The organism is Sphingomonas quercus (assembly GCF_018863195.1).
Lineage (GTDB): Bacteria > Pseudomonadota > Alphaproteobacteria > Sphingomonadales > Sphingomonadaceae > Solisphingomonas > Solisphingomonas quercus.
Map to the genome: position 1 here is coordinate 1 of NZ_JAHKRT010000007.1, position 17,595 is coordinate 17,595.

General features: G+C 68.7%; 12 protein-coding genes. 8 read left to right on the top strand and 4 right to left on the bottom strand.

Translation table 11 applies throughout. From position 1 onward, the window contains the following. Both KOF26_RS13035 and KOF26_RS13040 read right to left on the bottom strand, forming a co-directional pair. The coding region (locus tag KOF26_RS13035) for a pyridoxal-phosphate dependent enzyme (protein ID WP_216325673.1) at window positions 1-301 on the bottom strand (301 nt) is incomplete at its 3' end. Window positions 302-304: 3 nt separating this feature from the next. Then, window positions 305-571, bottom strand: coding sequence for a DUF6356 family protein (locus KOF26_RS13040; protein WP_216325675.1), 267 nt, complete (start codon window positions 569-571; stop codon window positions 305-307). A gap of 145 nt (window positions 572-716) precedes the next feature. Here KOF26_RS13040 and KOF26_RS13045 point away from each other — a divergent pair, with 145 nt between their 5' ends. The 3 genes from KOF26_RS13045 to KOF26_RS13055 are packed head-to-tail and all read left to right on the top strand — an operon-like array spanning window position 717 to window position 9,015. Continuing rightward, on the top strand, window positions 717-2,744 hold the full coding sequence (locus KOF26_RS13045) for a M13 family metallopeptidase (RefSeq protein ID WP_216325678.1): 2,028 nt from the start codon (window positions 717-719) through the stop codon (window positions 2,742-2,744). A gap of 59 nt (window positions 2,745-2,803) precedes the next feature. Then, on the top strand, window positions 2,804-4,849 hold the full coding sequence (locus tag KOF26_RS13050; RefSeq protein WP_253201431.1) for an autotransporter assembly complex protein TamA: 2,046 nt from the start codon (window positions 2,804-2,806) through the stop codon (window positions 4,847-4,849). Continuing rightward, entirely contained in the window at window positions 4,849-9,015 is a 4,167-nt protein-coding gene (locus KOF26_RS13055) for a translocation/assembly module TamB domain-containing protein (protein ID WP_216325681.1), read from the top strand. The genes KOF26_RS13050 and KOF26_RS13055 overlap by 1 nt, the downstream gene beginning before the upstream one ends. A 30-nt stretch (window positions 9,016-9,045) precedes the next feature. Here KOF26_RS13055 and KOF26_RS13060 read toward each other — a convergent pair whose 3' ends face one another. Next, entirely contained in the window at window positions 9,046-9,795 is a 750-nt protein-coding gene (locus KOF26_RS13060; protein ID WP_253201432.1) for a Crp/Fnr family transcriptional regulator, read from the bottom strand. A gap of 20 nt (window positions 9,796-9,815) precedes the next feature. Then, the gene (locus tag KOF26_RS13065) at window positions 9,816-11,213 is read right to left on the bottom strand and encodes a helix-turn-helix domain-containing protein (protein WP_216325683.1); all 1,398 of its coding nucleotides are present in this window, start codon (window positions 11,211-11,213) and stop codon (window positions 9,816-9,818) included. 113 nt (window positions 11,214-11,326) lie between these two features. Between KOF26_RS13065 and KOF26_RS13070 the strand changes: the two genes are divergently transcribed. The 5 genes from KOF26_RS13070 to bioB are packed head-to-tail and all read left to right on the top strand — an operon-like array spanning window position 11,327 to window position 17,590. Continuing rightward, a complete protein-coding gene (locus KOF26_RS13070) occupies window positions 11,327-12,853 on the top strand; it encodes an acyl-CoA carboxylase subunit beta (RefSeq protein WP_216325687.1) in 1,527 nt (508 codons plus the stop codon). Window positions 12,854-12,872: 19 nt separating this feature from the next. Beyond that, a complete protein-coding gene (locus KOF26_RS13075) occupies window positions 12,873-14,057 on the top strand; it encodes an acetyl-CoA C-acyltransferase (protein WP_216325691.1) in 1,185 nt (394 codons plus the stop codon). After that, the gene (gene mce / locus KOF26_RS13080; RefSeq protein WP_216325694.1) at window positions 14,057-14,479 is read left to right on the top strand and encodes a methylmalonyl-CoA epimerase; all 423 of its coding nucleotides are present in this window, start codon (window positions 14,057-14,059) and stop codon (window positions 14,477-14,479) included. The genes KOF26_RS13075 and mce overlap by 1 nt, the downstream gene beginning before the upstream one ends. Continuing rightward, window positions 14,466-16,601 carry a methylmalonyl-CoA mutase gene (gene scpA / locus KOF26_RS13085; protein ID WP_216325697.1) on the top strand — a complete coding sequence of 712 codons (2,136 nt, stop codon included), beginning with the start codon at window positions 14,466-14,468 and terminating at the stop codon, window positions 16,599-16,601. Before mce ends, scpA begins: the two co-directional genes overlap by 14 nt. Continuing rightward, window positions 16,601-17,590: a biotin synthase BioB gene (gene bioB / locus KOF26_RS13090; protein WP_216325700.1), complete on the top strand. Its 990-nt coding sequence runs from the start codon at window positions 16,601-16,603 to the stop codon at window positions 17,588-17,590. Before scpA ends, bioB begins: the two co-directional genes overlap by 1 nt. Window positions 17,591-17,595: the final 5 nt, after the last annotated feature.

The following is a 17,595-nucleotide window of genomic DNA, read 5'->3' on the forward strand; positions in this document are numbered from 1 at the left end:
GCTCCTCCAGCACCAGCCGGCATTTCAGCCCCTCGCGCACCGCCGCGGCAGCGGTGAGGCGGCAATGGTTGGACTGGACGGCGCCGACCGTGATCAGCGTGTCGGCGCCCTGCGCCAGCGCATCGGCCACGAGATATTCGAGCTTGCGCGTCTTGTTGCCGCCACCGGTCAGCCCGGTCTGGTCGTCGCGCTTGATCCACAGCGTCGGCCCGCCGAGATGGGCAGAAAGGCGCTCCATGCGTTCGATCGCGGTCGGCGCCAGCGTGTAGCGGCGGCGGGGGAAACGGGACAGGCTGGCCATCGATCAGATCTCGTACTCAAGTTGCCACTGCGGTTCGCTGTAGGCCGGTGCGGCGTCGCGGAAAGCCGGCTGACGGGCCTTCATCCTGCCATAGAGGCGCTTGACCGTGTCGCTGCCCGTACGGACGCACAGCGCCGGCACGAAGGCGTGCGCGATGCACGCCAGGCCGCCCGCGACCATCGCCGTGCCGAAGCCCAGCGCGGTGCGGAAATGCGCGCCGTAGCTTTCGCCGACGGTGCGCGGGTGGGCGAGGAAGAGACGGTCGATCATTGTCGGAGCCCCATGGGAATCGCGTGCCGGCCTTGTGCCGCATGCAGGCCCGCCGCGCCAGTCATCGCTCGGGCGGGGCTTTACCGGGACCGTGTCATTGCCCTACCACACCGAGCATACACAGTTCATACGGATGGCTTTTGTCATGAAGACAGCAATTCTCCTCGGCGCCGGTCTGGCCGCGCTGATTGCCGGCACGGCGCAGGGGCAGACCGGCCGCCCGCAGCTCGGCAGCTTCGGCCTCGACGTGTCGGGCATGGACCGGTCGGTGAAGCCGGGCGACGACTTCTATCGCTTCGCCAATGGCGCATGGGCCGACAAGACCGAGATCCCCGCCGATCGCTCGGTCTACGGGATGTTCGTCGTGCTCGATGACCTGTCCCAGGCGCGCACCCGCGAGATCATCGAGCTCGCCGCCAACAACCCGGCGGGCAACGGCCAGAAGGTCGGCGATTATTTCGCCAGCTTCATGGACGAGGCCGGGATCGAGGCGAAGGGCGCCGCGCCGCTCAAGGCCGATCTCGCCCGCCTCGACGCGGTCACCGACAAGACCGGCTTCGTGCGCCTGCTTGGCCAGGAGATGCGCGCGCAGGGGCCGACCCTGTTCGACATGGGCGTGGACCAGGACATCAAGGCGCCCGATAGCTATATCGCCTATCTCGGCCAATCCGGCCTCGGCCTGCCGGATCGCGACTATTATGTCGTCGACAATCCCCGTTTCGCCGAGATCCGCGACAAATATATCGCCCATATCGCGCGCATGCTGGTGCTGGCCGGCACCCCGGAGGCGGCGGCCACCGCGAAGGCCCAGGGCATCTACGCCTTCGAGAAGAAGCTCGCCGAGGTGCAATGGTCGCGCGCGGACAGCCGCGACACCGACAAGATCTACAACAAGTGGACACCGGCCGAACTCGCCCAGAAGGCGCCCGGCTTCGACTGGGCGACGCTGTTCGCCACCACCGGGCTCAACGGCCAGAGCGCGTTCGTCGTCCAGCAGCCGAGCGCCTTCACGGGAATGGCCAGGATCTACGCCGATACCCCGCTCGACACGCTGAAGGACTGGCTGGCCTTTCACATTATCGTCGATCGCGCGCCGGTGCTGTCCAAGGCGTTCGTTGACGCCAATTTCGATTTCCGCGGCCGCACGCTGTCCGGCCAGCCGCAGATTCAGGAGCGGTGGAAGCGCGGCGTCAATCAGGTCAACAATGCGATGGGCGAGGCGGTCGGCCAGCTCTACGTCGCCAAATATTTCCCGCCCGAGGCGAAGGCGGCCGCCGACGAACTGGTGCGCAACCTGATCGCGGCGATGGACAATCGGCTCGCCAACCTCAGCTGGATGGCGCCCGAGACCAAGCAGAAGGCGCGCGAGAAGCTGGCCGCCTTCACTCCCAAGATCGGCTACCCGGACAAGTGGCGCGACTATGCGGCGCTGCGGGTCGTGCGTGGCGACGCCTATGGCAATGCCGAGCGCGCGGCGGCGTTCGAATATGATCGCAACATCGCCAAGCTCGGCCAGCCGGTGGATCGCGGCGAGTGGTTCATGACGCCGATGACGATCAACGCCTACGCCAACCCGCCGATGAACGAGATCGTGTTCCCGGCCGCGATCCTGCAGCCGCCCTTCTTCGATCCCAATGCCGATCCGGCGATCAACTATGGCGCGATCGGCGTCGTCATCGGCCACGAGATCAGCCATCATTTCGACGATCAGGGCCGCAAATATGACAAGACCGGCAAGCTCGCCGACTGGTGGACGCCGCAGGACGTGGCGCGCTTCAAGGCGTTCACCGACCGCGTCGTCAAGCAATATGCCGAATATATGCCGCTGCCGGGCCATCATGTGAACGGCGAGCTGACGCTCGGCGAGAACATGGCCGATCTCGCCGGCCTGTTCGTGGCGCACGATGCGTGGATCCGCTCGCTGAAAGGAAAGCCCGCGCCGGTCATTGACGGTTTCACCGGGGAGCAGCGCTTCTTCCTCGGCTTCGCGCAGGTGTGGCGGCAGAAGATGCGCGAGCCGGCCCTGCTGGAACGGCTGACCACCGATCCGCACACGCCGGGCGACTGGCGCCCCTATGTCGTGCGCAACAATGACGACTGGTACAAGGCGTTCGACGTGAAGCCCGGCACCAAATTCTACCTGCCGCCGGATCAGCGCATCAAAGTGTGGTGAGATGGGCACGGGCGGCTTGTGGCAGGCCGCCCTCCTATCGGGCCGAATAGCTGCAACCGATGCGGGGGCCTCGCGTTGGCATGGGCGTGAAGGGGGACATCTCAATTCTGTGCGCGGGTGCCGCGCTGCTCGCAATCGCGGGCGGCGCGCATGCGCAGGCGCAGCCGGCGCCGCAGGACGATCCGTTCGACGATCCGTTGTTCCAGCAGGCGCTGCCGCCGCTCGATCCCGTCCCGCCCGATCCGGCGGCGCCCCCGGCTGTGCCGGCCGCGCCGGCCGATCCCGCGCTGTCCGAGCCGTTGCCGCCGCTCGCCACCTTCGACACCGTGCCGCCGGAGGCGCCGCCGGAGGTGAAGGACGAGGCGGCGAGCCTGGTCCGTTACTCGGTGACGGTGAGCGGTCTCAAGCCGATCGGGCTGGAGGACGAGTTCCGCGACCTCGCCTCGCTCTACAAGGATCGCAAGGACACCACCAACGCCACCCAGGTGCAGGCCCGCGCCGACGAGGACGTGAAGCTCGCCGAGCGGATGATGCGCGCCGAGGGCTATTATGACGGCACCGCCTCGGCGACGATCACGCCGACGGCGAACAAGCCCGGCGAGGTCAGCGTCGCGATCGTTGCGGCGCCGGGCACGCGCTACTCCCTGGGCACCATTGCCGTCACCGGGCCGGACACGGCGCCCCCGGGTCTCGTCCTCAAGGCGCTGGCGCTGAAGAGCGGCGATCCGCTGCAGGCGCTGGCGGTGGAGAATGCCGAGGCCCAGGTGGCGCTGCACCTGCCGGAGCAAGGCTATCCCTTCATCCGGCTGGGCCCGCGCGACATCGCCCTCGACGAGGCCACGCACAGCGGCGATTACACGCTGCCCGTCGAGCCCGGTCCTCGCGCGAGCTATGGCGGTTTCCGCGTCGAGGGCGAGCCGATCCTCGATGCGCGGCGGGTTGCCCGCTTCGCCCGCTTCAAGTCCGGCGAGGTCTATGACAGCCGCGAGGTGGACGATCTGCGCCAGGCGCTGATCGCGACCAGCCTGTTCTCGACAGTTTCGGTGGAGCCGGTGCGCACCAACGCCCCCGGCCCGGACGGCACCGAGACTGTGGACCTGCTCGTCCGCGAAGTGCGCGGGCCGTGGCGCAGCCTGTCCGTGCTCGGCGGCTATGGCACCGGCGAGGGCCTGAAGATCACCGGCAGCTGGAGCCACCGCAACCTCTTCCCGCCCGAGGGGGCGCTGATCCTGGAAGGCGTCGCCGGCACCCAGCAGCAAAGCGTCAAGAGCACCTTCCGCCGCTCCGACCTCGGCAAGCGCGACCGCACTTTCCAGGCCTCGGCGGAGGTCGCCCGCCAGCGCTACGACGCCTATGATGCCGAGACGCTGACCCTTGGCGCCAGCCTGTCGCGGCAAAGCACGCCGCTGTGGCAGAAACGCTGGACCTATTCGCTTGGCGGCGAGCTGATCGCCAGCCGCGAGCGCGCCACCGGCAGCGACCTTCTGACCCGCGATCGCGGCACCTACATCATCGCGGCGCTTCCCTTGCAGGTGGGGTATGACCGCTCCGACAGCCTGCTCGACCCGACGCGAGGTTTTCGCCTGTCGGCGCGGATCAGCCCGGAGGCGCAGAAGCAGACCAGTGCCGGCTTCGACGGCTATGTCCGCATGCAGTTCGACGCCAGCACCTATCGCCCGTTGATGGACGGGCTGGTGCTGGCGGCGCGGGCGCGGCTGGGCATGATCAACGGCGCGAGCCGGGATTCGATCGCGCCTTCCCGGCGCCTCTACGCCGGCGGCGGCGGCTCGGTGCGCGGCTTCGGCTATCAGGAACTCGGCCCCAAGGATCTCGATGCCAATCCGATCGGCGGGCGCTCGCTCACCGAGTTCGCGGTCGAGGCGCGCTATCGCTTCGGCAATTTCGGCGTGGTGCCGTTCCTCGATGCCGGGCGGGTGGGCGAGGGGTCGACCCCGTCCATCTCGGGCATGCGCTACGGCGCGGGTATCGGCGCGCGCTACTATACCAATTTCGGGCCGATGCGCATCGATGTGGCGACGCCGCTCGCCCGGCAGCGCGGCGAGAGTCGGGTCGCCGTCTATATCTCGATCGGGCAGGCCTTCTGATGGCACGCCGCATCCTCAAATGGGGCGGCATCGCGGTGGGCTCGCTGGCGCTACTGGTGCTGGCGGTGGTGCTCGGGCTCAACACTTCGCCGGGGCGGCGCTTCGTCGCGGACCAGATCAACGGCTATGAGACGCAGTCCGGCCTGAAGCTGACGGTCGGGCGGATCGAAGGCTCCCTTTACGGGCGGATGACGCTGCGCAGCGTGGCGCTGCGTGATCCCAGGGGCATTTTCCTGACGGCGCCGGCAATCAACCTCGACTGGCGGCCCTTCGCCTATCTCCACAACAAGGTCGACGTGCGCGCGCTGTGGGCCGGGCAGATGACGCTGCTGCGCGTGCCCGAGACCAAGACGGTGCCGACCGATCCCAACGCGCCATTGCTGCCGGATATCGACATCGTCGTCGGCCGGCTGGCGATCGACCAGTTCGACATCGCCCCGGCGGTGACCGGGCGGCGGCACTCGTTGCGCATGCTGGGCTCGGCCGACATCGCCGACGGGCGCGCGCGGATCACTGCCGATGCCTTTGCCCGCAAGGCGCCGGGGCTGGCCGGGGGCGATCGGCTGACCCTGATGCTGGATGCCGTTCCAGAGCAAAACCGGCTGGTGATCAGCACCAAGCTCGATGCGCCGGCGGGCGGGCTGGTCGACAGCTATGCCGCACTCGGCAAGCCGCTCGGCCTGAGCATCAACGGAACCGGCGACTGGTCCAGCTGGCGCGGCCAGCTTCATGCCACGGCCGGCGGCGACGAGCTGGCGGCGCTGGCCGTGACCGGCCGCAACGGCGTTTTCACGGTGAAGGGTCCGCTGACGGCGGGCAGCCTGCTCAGCGGCCCGGCGGCGCGGCTGGCCCAGCCGAACGTCGATCTCGATCTGACTGCGGCGTTGGCCGATCGCAAGGTGGACCTCACCGCCGCCGCGCGGTCCGGCGCGGCGACGGTCAGCGCGCGCGGGCTGGTCGATCTTGGTGCCAGCCGCTTCGGCAACCTGCGGCTGGTGGCGAAGCTGCTCAGGCCCGGCGCCATCGCCGACGAGGCGCGTGGCCGCGACGTGACGCTGGACGCCGTGCTGGACGGGCCGATGGCGACGCCGACGATCGACTATACGCTGCGCGCAGCGGCCCTCGGTTTCGGCGCGACCGGGCTGGAGGAGGTGACGGCGCGCGGGCGGGCGACGATCGACGCCGACCGCATCCTGATCCCGGTGTCGATGACGGCGCGGCGGGTGACGGGGCTGAATGCGGCGGCGGGCGGCCTGCTCACCAATGTTCGCGCGGACGGGCATCTGGCATGGTCGGCGGGTCGGCTGTTGTCCGACGACCTCAAGCTGCGCTCGGACCGCATCGATGCGACCGCGATCCTCATCGCCGACATCGCCCATGGCAAATATACCGGCGCGCTGAAGGGCCGGGTCAACGACTATCAGGTCGACGGGCTCGGCCGCATCAACCTCGTCACCGACGCCAGGCTGGTGACCGGGCCGCGCGGGGGCTTCGGCATTCGCGGCCATGTCCGCGCGGTGACGCGGCGGCTCGACGATGCATCCGTGCAGGGCTTTCTCGGCGGGCAGGCGGTGACCACCGCCATCGTCGGCTATGACGAGAATGGCCGCGTCACCGTCGAGCGGCTGCGTCTCGACGCGCCGCAATTCCGGGTGACGCAGGGCCAGGGCAGCTATCGCCTGTCGGACGGCCGCATCGCCTTTTCCGCACAGGCGGTGTCGAAGCAATATGGCCCGCTCGCCGTCGTCGCGCGCGGCACGGTGGCAAGGCCGCTGGTGACGCTGAAGGCCGCACGGCCGGGCGTCGGCCTCGGCCTGCGCGATCTGGAGGCGGAGCTGCGCGGCGTGCCGAGCGGTTACGCGGTGAACGCGCGGGGCCAGTCCGACTATGGACCGTTCACCACCGCGCTGACCATCGGCACCGGCACGCCGCTCGCCATCGACATCGCCAATGTCCATGTCGCCGGCATCGACCTGAAAGGGCGGCTGACCCAGCTGCCGGCGGGGCCGTTCGCCGGCACGGTGACGATCGCCGGGCCGGGGCTGACCGGCGCGGTCGGTCTCTCCGCCGAGGGCCGGTATCAGCGCGCCGATGCCGATTTGCGTGCCAATGGCGCCAGCATCCCCGGTCAGCCGCCGATCACCATCGAGCGCGGCGCTATCCGCGGGACGATGGTCCTCAACGATACCGGACCGACCGTGAGCGGGGATGTCGCCCTCACCAATGTGCGGCGCGAGGGCAATCTGCTCAGCCGGCTGCGCGCGCGGCTGCGCTGGCAGGACGGGCGCGGTAACGTCGCCTTCGCCGGGCGCGGCGTCAGCGGGGTACCGTTCACGCTGGCCGGACAGGCGGAGATGACGCCGGAACTGGTGCGCGCCAATCTCCGCGGCTCGGCCAACGACGTCGCCTTCCGCCTCGCCGCCCCGGTGGAGGTGCGAAAGACCGGCGAAGACTGGCGGATGGCGCCGGCGACGATCGTGCTGCCGCAGGGCCAGGTGCGGATCGAGGGCAGCTATGGCGCCCGCACCACGGCCAAGGCGGTGCTCGACAATCTCGATCTGTCACTAAGCCAGGCGTTCGCGCCGGGGCTGCGGCTGGGCGGCAAGGCGTCCGGCAGCATTGATTATGCCGCCCAGGGGGATGCCGCGCCGCAGATGACCGCCCGGCTGACGCTGAAGGGCATCACCCGCTCCGGCATCGCCACCGTCTCGGCACCGGTCGACATGGCCGTGCTCGCCACGCTGGGCGAGGGCGGGGCGGACCTGCGGGCCGTAGCGCGGCGTGGTGGCGGCGTGGTCGGGCGCGTGCTCGCCCGCCTCGGCCCGGTGGCGCCGGGCGAGGCGCCGTGGAGCGAGCGGCTGATGGCGGCGCCGCTTTCCGGCGGCATCCGCTATAACGGCCCCTCCGAGCTGCTATGGTCGCTGACCGGGGTTGCCGGACAGACCGTCGCCGGGCCGATCGCGGTAGCGGCGGATTTCGCGGGCCGGCTCGATCAGCCGCAGCTGAACGGGGTCATCCGCGCCGACAGCCTGCGTTACGAGAATGAGGCCTATGGCACGACCCTGACCAACCTCGCCTTGCGCGGCCGCTTCACCCAGTCGCGGCTGGAGGTCAGCTCGCTGACCGCCAAGGCCGGCGAGGGCTCGATCGCGGCGCGCGGCAATATCGGGCTGGATGCGGCGAGCGGTTTCCCGATGGACATCAACGCCACGCTCAACCGCGCCCAGCTGGCGCGCTCCGACGCGCTTGGCGGCACGGTGTCGGGCACGCTTTCCGTGACCAGCCGGCGCGGCACCACCGCGCTCATCAAGGGCGACCTCAATATCCCCGAGGCGCGCTACCAGATCATCCGCCAGGGCGCCGCCGAGGTGCCGGAGCTGACCGGGGTCCACCGCAAGGGCGTGGAGCCGGTGGCCGAGGAAGCCTCGTCGCTGCCCTCGCGCTGGCGGCTCGACATCCGCGTGCGTGCCGACAACCAGCTGTTCGTCACCGGCATGGGCCTGGAATCCGAGTGGAAATCCAACCTGCAGGTGACGGGAACGTCGGACGACCCGCGGCTGGTCGGCCAGCTGGAGGTGATCCGCGGCACCTACAGCTTCGCCGGCCGCCGCTTCGATCTGACCCGCGGCATCATCCGGTTCGAAGGCGGGCCGATGACCGATCCGCTGCTCGACATCGAGGCCAACACCACGGTGAACAGCAACGCCAGCAGCATCACCGCCACCATCGTCATCGGCGGCCACGCGCTCGCGCCGCAGATCACGCTGACCTCGACCCCCGCGCTCCCGCAGGACGAGATCATGGCCCGGCTGCTGTTCGGCGGTCCGGTGACATCGCTGTCGCCGACCCAGGCGATCCAGCTCGCCGCGGCGCTCAACTCGCTGCGCGGCACCGGCGGCGGGCTCAACCCGCTCGGCAAGCTGCGCTCCGCCACCGGCATCGACCGGCTGCGCGTTCTCGGCGAGGACAAGACCGCGGGGCGGGGCACGGCGCTGGCGGCCGGCCAGTATCTCACCAACAATATCTATGTGGAGGTGATCACCGACGCGCGCGGCTATACCGCGACACAGCTGGAGATCGCGCTGAGCCGGGCGTTGTCCATCCTGTCCCAGACCGCGAGCTTCGGCGGATCGAGCGTGAACCTGCGTTACCGCAAGGATTATTAGCGCCCGACACCCTCCGGCATGACGAGAAGGTCAGCGCGGTTCGCTGTGCAGGTAGAGATAGGCCGGGTCGAACTCGGCGATGTCGGCCAGCGCGGGGCGGTTGGTGATCGTCACCCGGCCATCGCGGAAGGTCATCACGCCATCGTCGCGCAACACCCGCAACATGCGGTTGACGTGGATCGAGGTCAGGCCGGTGGCGTCGGCGATATCGGCCTGGGTGAACGGCAGGAAGAAGCTGTTCCCGTCGGAAAGCCCGGCGACGTCGAGCCTCGTATCCAGCTCGCACATCAGATGCGCGACACGGGCGATCGCCGAGCGGCGGCCGTTGGAGACGATCCACTGCCGGTGGATGGCGGCGTCGATCAGGGTCGTGAACCACAGCAGCCGGGTAAGGTGCGGCTCGTTCTCGGTGATGTGGCGCAACGTGGTGTGCGGCACCAGCGCCACCGTCACCGGCGAGACTGACGCCATATTATGCTCCAGCGATTTCAGCAGGAAGCCCTGCAGATCAATGAAATCGCCGGGCATATGGAATTCGAGGATCTGCCGCTTGCCGTCGGCCAGATCGATATAGCGGCAGACGAATCCGTCGAGCAGCAGCATCGACTGGGTGAGCGGCTCGCCCTGGCGGACGATGTTGCGGCGAGGCCCGAACTGCTTCGTGCCGGCGGGCGCGGCCATCAGCACCGCGCGCTCATGCTCATCCAGCATGTCGCGGCGGGCGAGCTTGTTCAACAGATTGACGATCATCGGCCTCACCCCCTCAACGCGGATTATCATGGCCGCAGCCGGACACAAGGTCAGCCCGTCCGATAGGGCACGACCGTGCGGACATCCGGATCGACGAGGATGCGCCGCCCGGCGGGCGGGAAGGCGCGCTGCTCGCAATCCTCGCGGGGGCAGATGCGGCACGATACGCCGATCGGCGTCACGCCGCGGGCGCCGGACAGGTCCAGCCCGTCGGCATAGATGAACGCGCCGGCATGGGCGACCTCGCAGCCGATCGCCACCGCATAGCGGCGCGGCGGCCGGGCGAAGCTGCCGGTCGGCTTCACCAGCCCCTTGGCCATGGAGACATAGCGCACCCCGTCCGGCGTCTCGGCCAGCTGGGTGAGGATGCGGTCCGGGATCGCCACCGCCTCGTGCACGATCCACAACGGGCAGGCGCCGCCATAGCGGGCGAATTGCAGGCGCGTGGCGGAATGGCGCTTGGTGATGTTGCCGGCCATGTCGACCCGGCAGAAATGGAAGGGCAGGCCGCGCGCGCCCGGCCGTTGCAGCGTCGACAGCCGATGGCATGCCTGCTCGAAGGAAACCCCGAAAATCTGGCACAGGCGATCAATGTCATGGCGGGTGGCGGTGGCGGCGGCGCGGAACGCCGCATAGGGCATGACCAGCGCCCCGGCCGCATAATTGGCGAGACCGACAGAGAGAAGCTGGCGGGCCTCCTCGGATTTGAGGCCGGCCCCGGCGACGATCGCGGCAATCTCGCCGGCCAGCTCAAGCCGGGTGAGCTGGTGGGCGAGATGGAAGGCGGCGCTCTCGCGCGGCAGCGCCCGATCCAGGGTCAGCACGCCGCGAACCGCGTCGAAGCGGCGCAGCGGCGTGCCCGGCTCCGACGTGTCCGACCACATCGTCTCGACGCCGTGCCGTTCGCGCAGGCGCCGCGCGATGTCGCCGCCGATGGTTCCGGCCAGCGCCTCGGCAGCGGTGTCCAGCGTGTCGATGTAGTTGCCGGCGTCGTGAAACCAGTCGCGCGCTTCCTCCCAGGGCAGGCGGGCGCTGCCGGTGGCACCGCTGTCGACCGCATCGTCGAGGATCATCAACTGCTCCTCGGCGCGCCGCCACGCGGCGTGGAGCGCGACGAGGCGGCGGGCCAGCGCGGGCTGCTGCTCGGCGGCACGGGCGAGCGCGGCGTCGTCGGGGATATCCGGGGAAAGCGGATCGGCCGCCGCCTCGGCCAGCGCGACGTGGAAGCGCGCGGCGTCTTCGGCATCGGGCAGCGACCAGTCGTGCGGGAAGGCGCGCGCGAGCGCGATGGCCACCGCGCTGGTCAGCGGACGATCGTCGGTCTCGATCTGCGAGAGATAGGAGACGGAGATGCCGGCGCGGCGCGCCATCTCCGCCTGGCCGAGGCGCAGGCTCAGCCGCAGCGCGCGCACACGGGCGCCGGCGAAGGTGCGGGCAGGAGGGTTCATCCCGCGCAGGCTATTTCACAAAGCTGCGGTTCGCAACTTCGCAAAACCACATTTGCCTCGGCATCGCCGGCGGGGAAGGGAGGAGCGGCAAGACCTTAGGGACGGCACGAGCTATGCAGACCATCCTCGACGATCTCGAGCGCCGCCGCGCCGCCGCCCGCCTCGGCGGCGGGCAGAAGCGCATCGACGCGCAGCACGCCAAGGGCCGCCTCACCGCGCGCGAGCGGCTCGACGTGCTGCTCGACGAGGGCAGCTTCGAGGAGCTCGACATGTTCGTCGAGCATAATTGCACCGACTTCGGCATGGACGCCCAGCATATTCCGGGCGACGGCGTCGTCACCGGCTCCGGCACGATCAACGGCCGGCTGGTGTTCGTGTTCAGCCAGGACTTCACCGTTTTCGGCGGCTCGCTGTCGGAGCGCCATGCGCAGAAGATCTGCAAGATCATGGACATGGCGCTGAAGGTCGGGGCGCCGGTGATCGGCCTCAACGACAGCGGCGGTGCGCGCATCCAGGAGGGCGTGGCGTCGCTCGGCGGTTATGCCGAGGTATTCCAGCGCAACGTGCTGGCGTCAGGGGTGGTGCCGCAGCTGAGCCTGATCATGGGGCCGTGCGCGGGCGGCGCCGTCTATTCCCCGGCGATGACCGACTTCATCTTCATGGTGAAGGATTCGTCCTACATGTTCGTCACCGGGCCGGACGTGGTGAAGACCGTCACCAACGAGGTGGTGACGCAGGAAGAGCTGGGCGGGGCCGTCACCCACACTACCCGCTCGGGCGTCGCCGACGTCGCCTTCGACAATGACATCGAGGCGCTGCTGGCGGCGCGGGACTTTTTCGACTTCCTGCCGCTGTCCAACCAGACCGGCGTGCCGGTGCGGCCGACCGAGGATGCGTGGGACCGGATCGAGCCGAGCCTCGACACGCTGATCCCGGACAGCGCCGCCAAGCCCTATGACATGCACGAACTGATCGCGAAGGTCGTCGACGAGGGCGATTTCTTCGAAACCCAGCCCGGCCATGCCGCCAATATCATCACCGGCTTCGGCCGCATCGAGGGGCGGACGGTGGGCATCGTCGCCAACCAGCCGCTCGTGCTGGCCGGCGTGCTCGACATCAATTCCGCGCGCAAGGCAGGCCGCTTCGTGCGCTTCTGCGACGCTTTCGAGATTCCGATCGTCACCTTCGTCGACGTGCCCGGCTTCCTGCCCGGCACCGCGCAGGAATATGGCGGCATCATCAAGCACGGCGCCAAGCTGCTGTTCGCCTATGCCGAGGCGACCGTGCCCAAGATCACCGTCATCACCCGCAAAGCCTATGGCGGCGCCTATGACGTGATGGCTTCGAAGCATCTGCGCGGCGACTTCAACTATGCCTGGCCGACCGCGGAGATCGCGGTGATGGGGGCCAAGGGCGCGGTCGAGATCATCTTCCGCGGCAAGACGCCGGAGGAGATCGCCGAACGCACCGCCGAATATGAGGCGCGCTTCGCCAACCCGTTCGTGGCCGCATCCAAGGGCTTCATCGACGAGGTGATCATGCCGCATTCGACGCGGCGGCGGATCGCGCTGGCGTTGCGCAAGCTGCGCAACAAGCACCTCGAAAATCCGTGGAAGAAGCACGACAATATCCCGCTCTGACCCAAGGCAGTCCAATCCCATGACCAGCGATCCGACCGTCATCCTCTCCTACGCGCGCACGCCGATGGGCGGCTTTCAGGGAAGTCTCGCCGGCGCCTCGGCCGTCGATCTCGGCGCCGCTGCCGTCCGGGCGGCGGTGGAGCGGGCTGGCCTCTCGGGCGATGCGGTCGAGCGCGTCTATATGGGCTGCGTGCTGCCCGCCGGCCTCGGCCAGGCGCCGGCGCGACAGGCGGCGATCCATGCCGGCCTGCCCCAGTCGGTCGAGGCGGTGACGGTCAACAAGATGTGCGGCTCCGGCATGGCCGCCGCGATGCTCGCCGCCGATGCGATCGCGGCCGGTTCTGCCGATATCATCGTCGCGGGCGGCATGGAGAGCATGACCAACGCGCCCTATCTGCTCAAGAAGCACCGCGCCGGCGCGCGCATCGGCCATGACGCGATCTACGACCACATGATGCTGGACGGGCTGGAGGACGCCTATGAGCCCGGCCGCGCCATGGGCACCTTCGCCGAGGATTCGGCGCGCGATTATCAGTTCACGCGCGAGGCGCAGGATGCCTATGCGGTCGAGAGCCTCTCGCGCGCCCGCAAGGCGCAGGAGACTGGAGCCTTCGCCGACGAGATCGTTCCCGTCGAGGTGAAGGGGCGCAAGGGCGCGGTCACCGTGAGCGAGGACGAGCAGCCGCCCAAGGGCGATCCAGCCAAGATCCCGACGCTACGCGCTGCCTTCGCCAAGGAGGGCACGATCACCGCGGCGAGCTCCGCCTCCATCTCGGATGGGGCGGCGGCGCTGGTGCTGACCCGCGCATCGCTGGCCGAGGCGAAGGGGCTGAAGCCGGTGGCGCGCATTGTCGCCCATGCAGCCCACGCCCGCGCGCCGGCGCAGTTCACCACCGCCCCGGTCGGCGCCGTCAGCCGCGTCCTCGAAAAGGCCGGCTGGACGGTGGATGACGTCGATCTGTTCGAGATCAACGAGGCGTTCGCCTGCGTGACGATGATCGCCATGCACGATCTCGGCATTCCCCATGACAAGACCAACATCAACGGCGGCGCCACCGCGCTCGGTCATCCGATCGGCGCGTCCGGCGCCCGCATCCTCGCCACCCTGATCGCGGCGCTGCGACGGACCGGCGGCAGGCGCGGCGTGGCTTCGCTCTGCATCGGTGGCGGCGAGGCGACGGCGATGGCTGTGGAGCTGATCTGATGGCGCGGCTCGGGCGGCTCAACCATGTCGGCATCGCCACGCCCAGCATCGCCGAGGGGCTGCGGCTCTATCGAGACCTGCTTGGCGGCACGGTGTCGCGCGAGCCGTTCGACCTGCCCGCGCAGGGCGTGCGCGTCTGCTTCGTAGACACGCCTAACTCTCAGGTCGAACTGCTTGAGCCGCTTGGTGAAAATTCCCCGATCCTGAAATTCCTGGAGAAGAATCCGGCGGGCGGGCAGCACCATGTCTGTTTCGAGGTCGCCGATATCCACGCCGCCAAGGCGGACATGGAGGCCAAGGGGTGCCGCGTGCTCGGCGAGCCGCGCATCGGCGCCCATGGCACGCCGGTGATCTTCGTCCACCCCAAGGACATGGGCGGCACGTTGATCGAGCTGATGGAGACGCCCCGTGGCGACCATTGATGATTGGGAGAAGGCCGCCGCCAGGGAGGTAAAGGGGCGCGACCTGACTTGGCATACGCCGGAAGGAATTCCCGTCAAGCCGCTCTATACGCAAGAGGATGTGGCCGGCGTCGATCCCGGGCTGCCCGGCTTCGCGCCATTTACCCGCGGCGTACGCGCGTCGATGTATGCCGGCCGGCCATGGACGATCCGGCAATATGCCGGCTTCTCGACGGCGGAGGAATCCAACGCCTTCTACCGGCGCAACCTCGCCGCCGGCCAGAAGGGCCTGTCGGTCGCCTTCGATCTCGCCACCCATCGCGGCTATGACAGCGATCATCCGCGCGTCGTCGGCGATGTCGGCAAGGCCGGCGTGGCGATCGACACGATCGACGACATGAAGATCCTGTTCGACAGCATCCCGCTCGACGAAATGTCGGTCAGCATGACGATGAACGGCGCGGTGATCCCGATCCTCGCCTTCTTCATCGTCGCGGGCGAGGAGCAGGGGGTCCCTCAGGCGAAGCTGGACGGCACCATCCAGAACGACATCCTGAAGGAGTTCATGGTCCGCAACACCTATATCTATCCGCCCGGGCCGAGCATGCGGATCATCTCCGACATCATCGCCTATACCTCGGCCAACATGCCGAAATTCAACAGCATTTCCATCTCCGGCTATCACATGCAGGAGGCCGGCGCGACGCAGGTGCAGGAACTGGCCTTCACCATCGCAGACGGCCGCGAATATGCCCGCGCGGCGATGGCCTCCGGGCTGGATATTGATGCGTTTGCAGGGCGTTTGAGCTTCTTCTTCGCAATTGGCATGAACTTCTTCATGGAGGTGGCGAAGCTGCGCGCGGCGCGGAAGCTCTGGCATCGGGTGATGACGGAGCTGGGCGCCCGGGATGAGCGCTCCAAGATGCTGCGCACGCATTGCCAGACGTCCGGCGTATCGCTGACCGAGCAGGACCCGTACAACAACGTCATCCGCACCACCGTCGAGGCGATGGCCGCGGCGCTGGGCGGCACGCAGAGCCTGCACACCAACGCCCTGGACGAGGCGATCGCGCTGCCGACCGACTTCTCCGCCCGCATCGCCCGCAACACCCAGATCGTGCTGCAGGAGGAAACGGGGATCACCAAGGTCGTCGATCCGCTGGGCGGCTCCTATTATGTTGAGGCGCTGACCGAGGAGCTGGCGGCAAGAGCCTGGGAAATCATCGAAAGGGTCGAGGCCGAGGGCGGCATGGCGCAGGCCGTCGCCGCCGGCTGGCCCAAGGCGATGATCGAGGAGGCCTCCGCCGCGCGTGCCGCCCGCGTCGACCGCGGCGAGGATGTGATCGTCGGCGTCAACAAATATCGGCTGGCGGACGAAGCGTCGATCGACATCCTCGATGTCGACAACCACAAGGTCCGCGAGGCGCAGATCGCCCGCATCCAGCGCGTGAAGGCGGGCCGGGACGAGCCGGCGTGCCAGGCCGCGCTCGACGCCTTGCGGGACGGCGCGCGGGGCAATGCCAACCTGCTCGCCCTCGCCGTGGACTGCGGGCGCGCACGCGCCACGCTCGGCGAGATCAGCCGGGCGATGGAGGATGTGTTCGGCCGCCACGATACCGTGCCGAAGCCGGTGCAGGGCATCTATGGCGGCGCCTATAAGGACGATGCGCGCTGGCTGCTGCTGGAGAATGGCGTGCTCGCAGTGGAGCGGATCAAGGGGCGTCGCCCCCGCATCCTCATCGCCAAGATGGGGCAGGACGGGCATGATCGCGGCGCCAACCTCGTGTCGTCGGCGTTCGGGGATCTCGGCTTCGATGTCGTCGCCGGACCCTTGTTCCAGACCCCGCAGGAGGCCGCCGAGCTGGCGCTGCGCGAGGATGTCGACGTGGTCGGCGCCTCCAGCCTCGCGGCGGGCCACAAGACCCTGATTCCGGAGCTGATCCGTCTGCTCAAGGCCGCCGGCCGCGAGGATATCCGGGTGGTGGCCGGCGGCGTCATTCCGGCGCAGGACTACGCCTTTCTCCGCGATGCCGGCGTGCAGGCGATCTTCGGGCCGGGTACCAATCTCATCGACGCGGCCGGCGAGGTGCTTCGCCTGCTGGGCCATAATATGCCGCCGCAAGGCGTGGAGGCTGCTGAATAATGCGTACCGACTGGAGCCGCGACGAGATCGCCGCGCTGTTCGACCTGCCGTTCCTCGATCTCCTGTGGCAGGCGCAGGGCGTCCATCGCGCGCATCATGCCCGCAACGAGGTGCAGCTTTCCACGCTGCTGTCGATCAAGACCGGCGGCTGCGCTGAGGATTGCGGCTATTGCAGCCAGTCCGTTCACGCCGAGACCGGCCTTCAGGCGAGCAAGCTGATGGATGTCGGCGCCGTGGTCGCAGCGGCGCGGGAGGCGGCGGACAATGGCTCGGATCGCTTCTGCATGGGCGCGGCGTGGCGCGAGCCCAAGGACCGCGACATGGACGCCTTGTGCGACATGGTGTCGCGGGTGAAGGCGCTCGGCCTCGAGACGTGCATGACCCTCGGGATGCTGAGCGAAGGGCAGGCGGCGCGGCTCGCCGAGGCCGGGCTCGATTACTACAACCATAATCTCGATACCTCGCCCGAGCATTACGGCAATGTCATCACCACCCGCGTCTGGCAGGATCGGCTGGACACGCTGGAACGGGTCCGCGACGCCGGCATTGCGGTGTGCTGCGGCGGCATTCTGGGCATGGGGGAGACGCGGTCGGACCGCATCGGCTTCGTCCATGCGCTCGCCACCCTGCCGCGCCATCCGGAGAGCGTGCCGATCAATGCCCTGGTGCCGATCGCCGGCACCGTCCTCGGCGACATGCTAAAGGATGTGCCCTCGGCGCGGGTCGACGATATCGAGTTCGTGCGCACGGTGGCGGTGGCGCGCATCACCATGCCGCTGTCGATCGTGCGCCTGTCGGCGGGCCGCGAAAGCATGTCGGACACGACACAGGCGCTGTGCTTCATGGCCGGCGCCAATTCGATCTTCACGGGCGATCGACTGCTCACCACCGGCAATGCCGGCGATGATGCCGACGCCGCCCTGTTCGCCAGGCTGGGTCTCAAGCCCATGCATCATGATGAGCCTGCCCGCATGGTGGCGGCCGAATAGCGGGA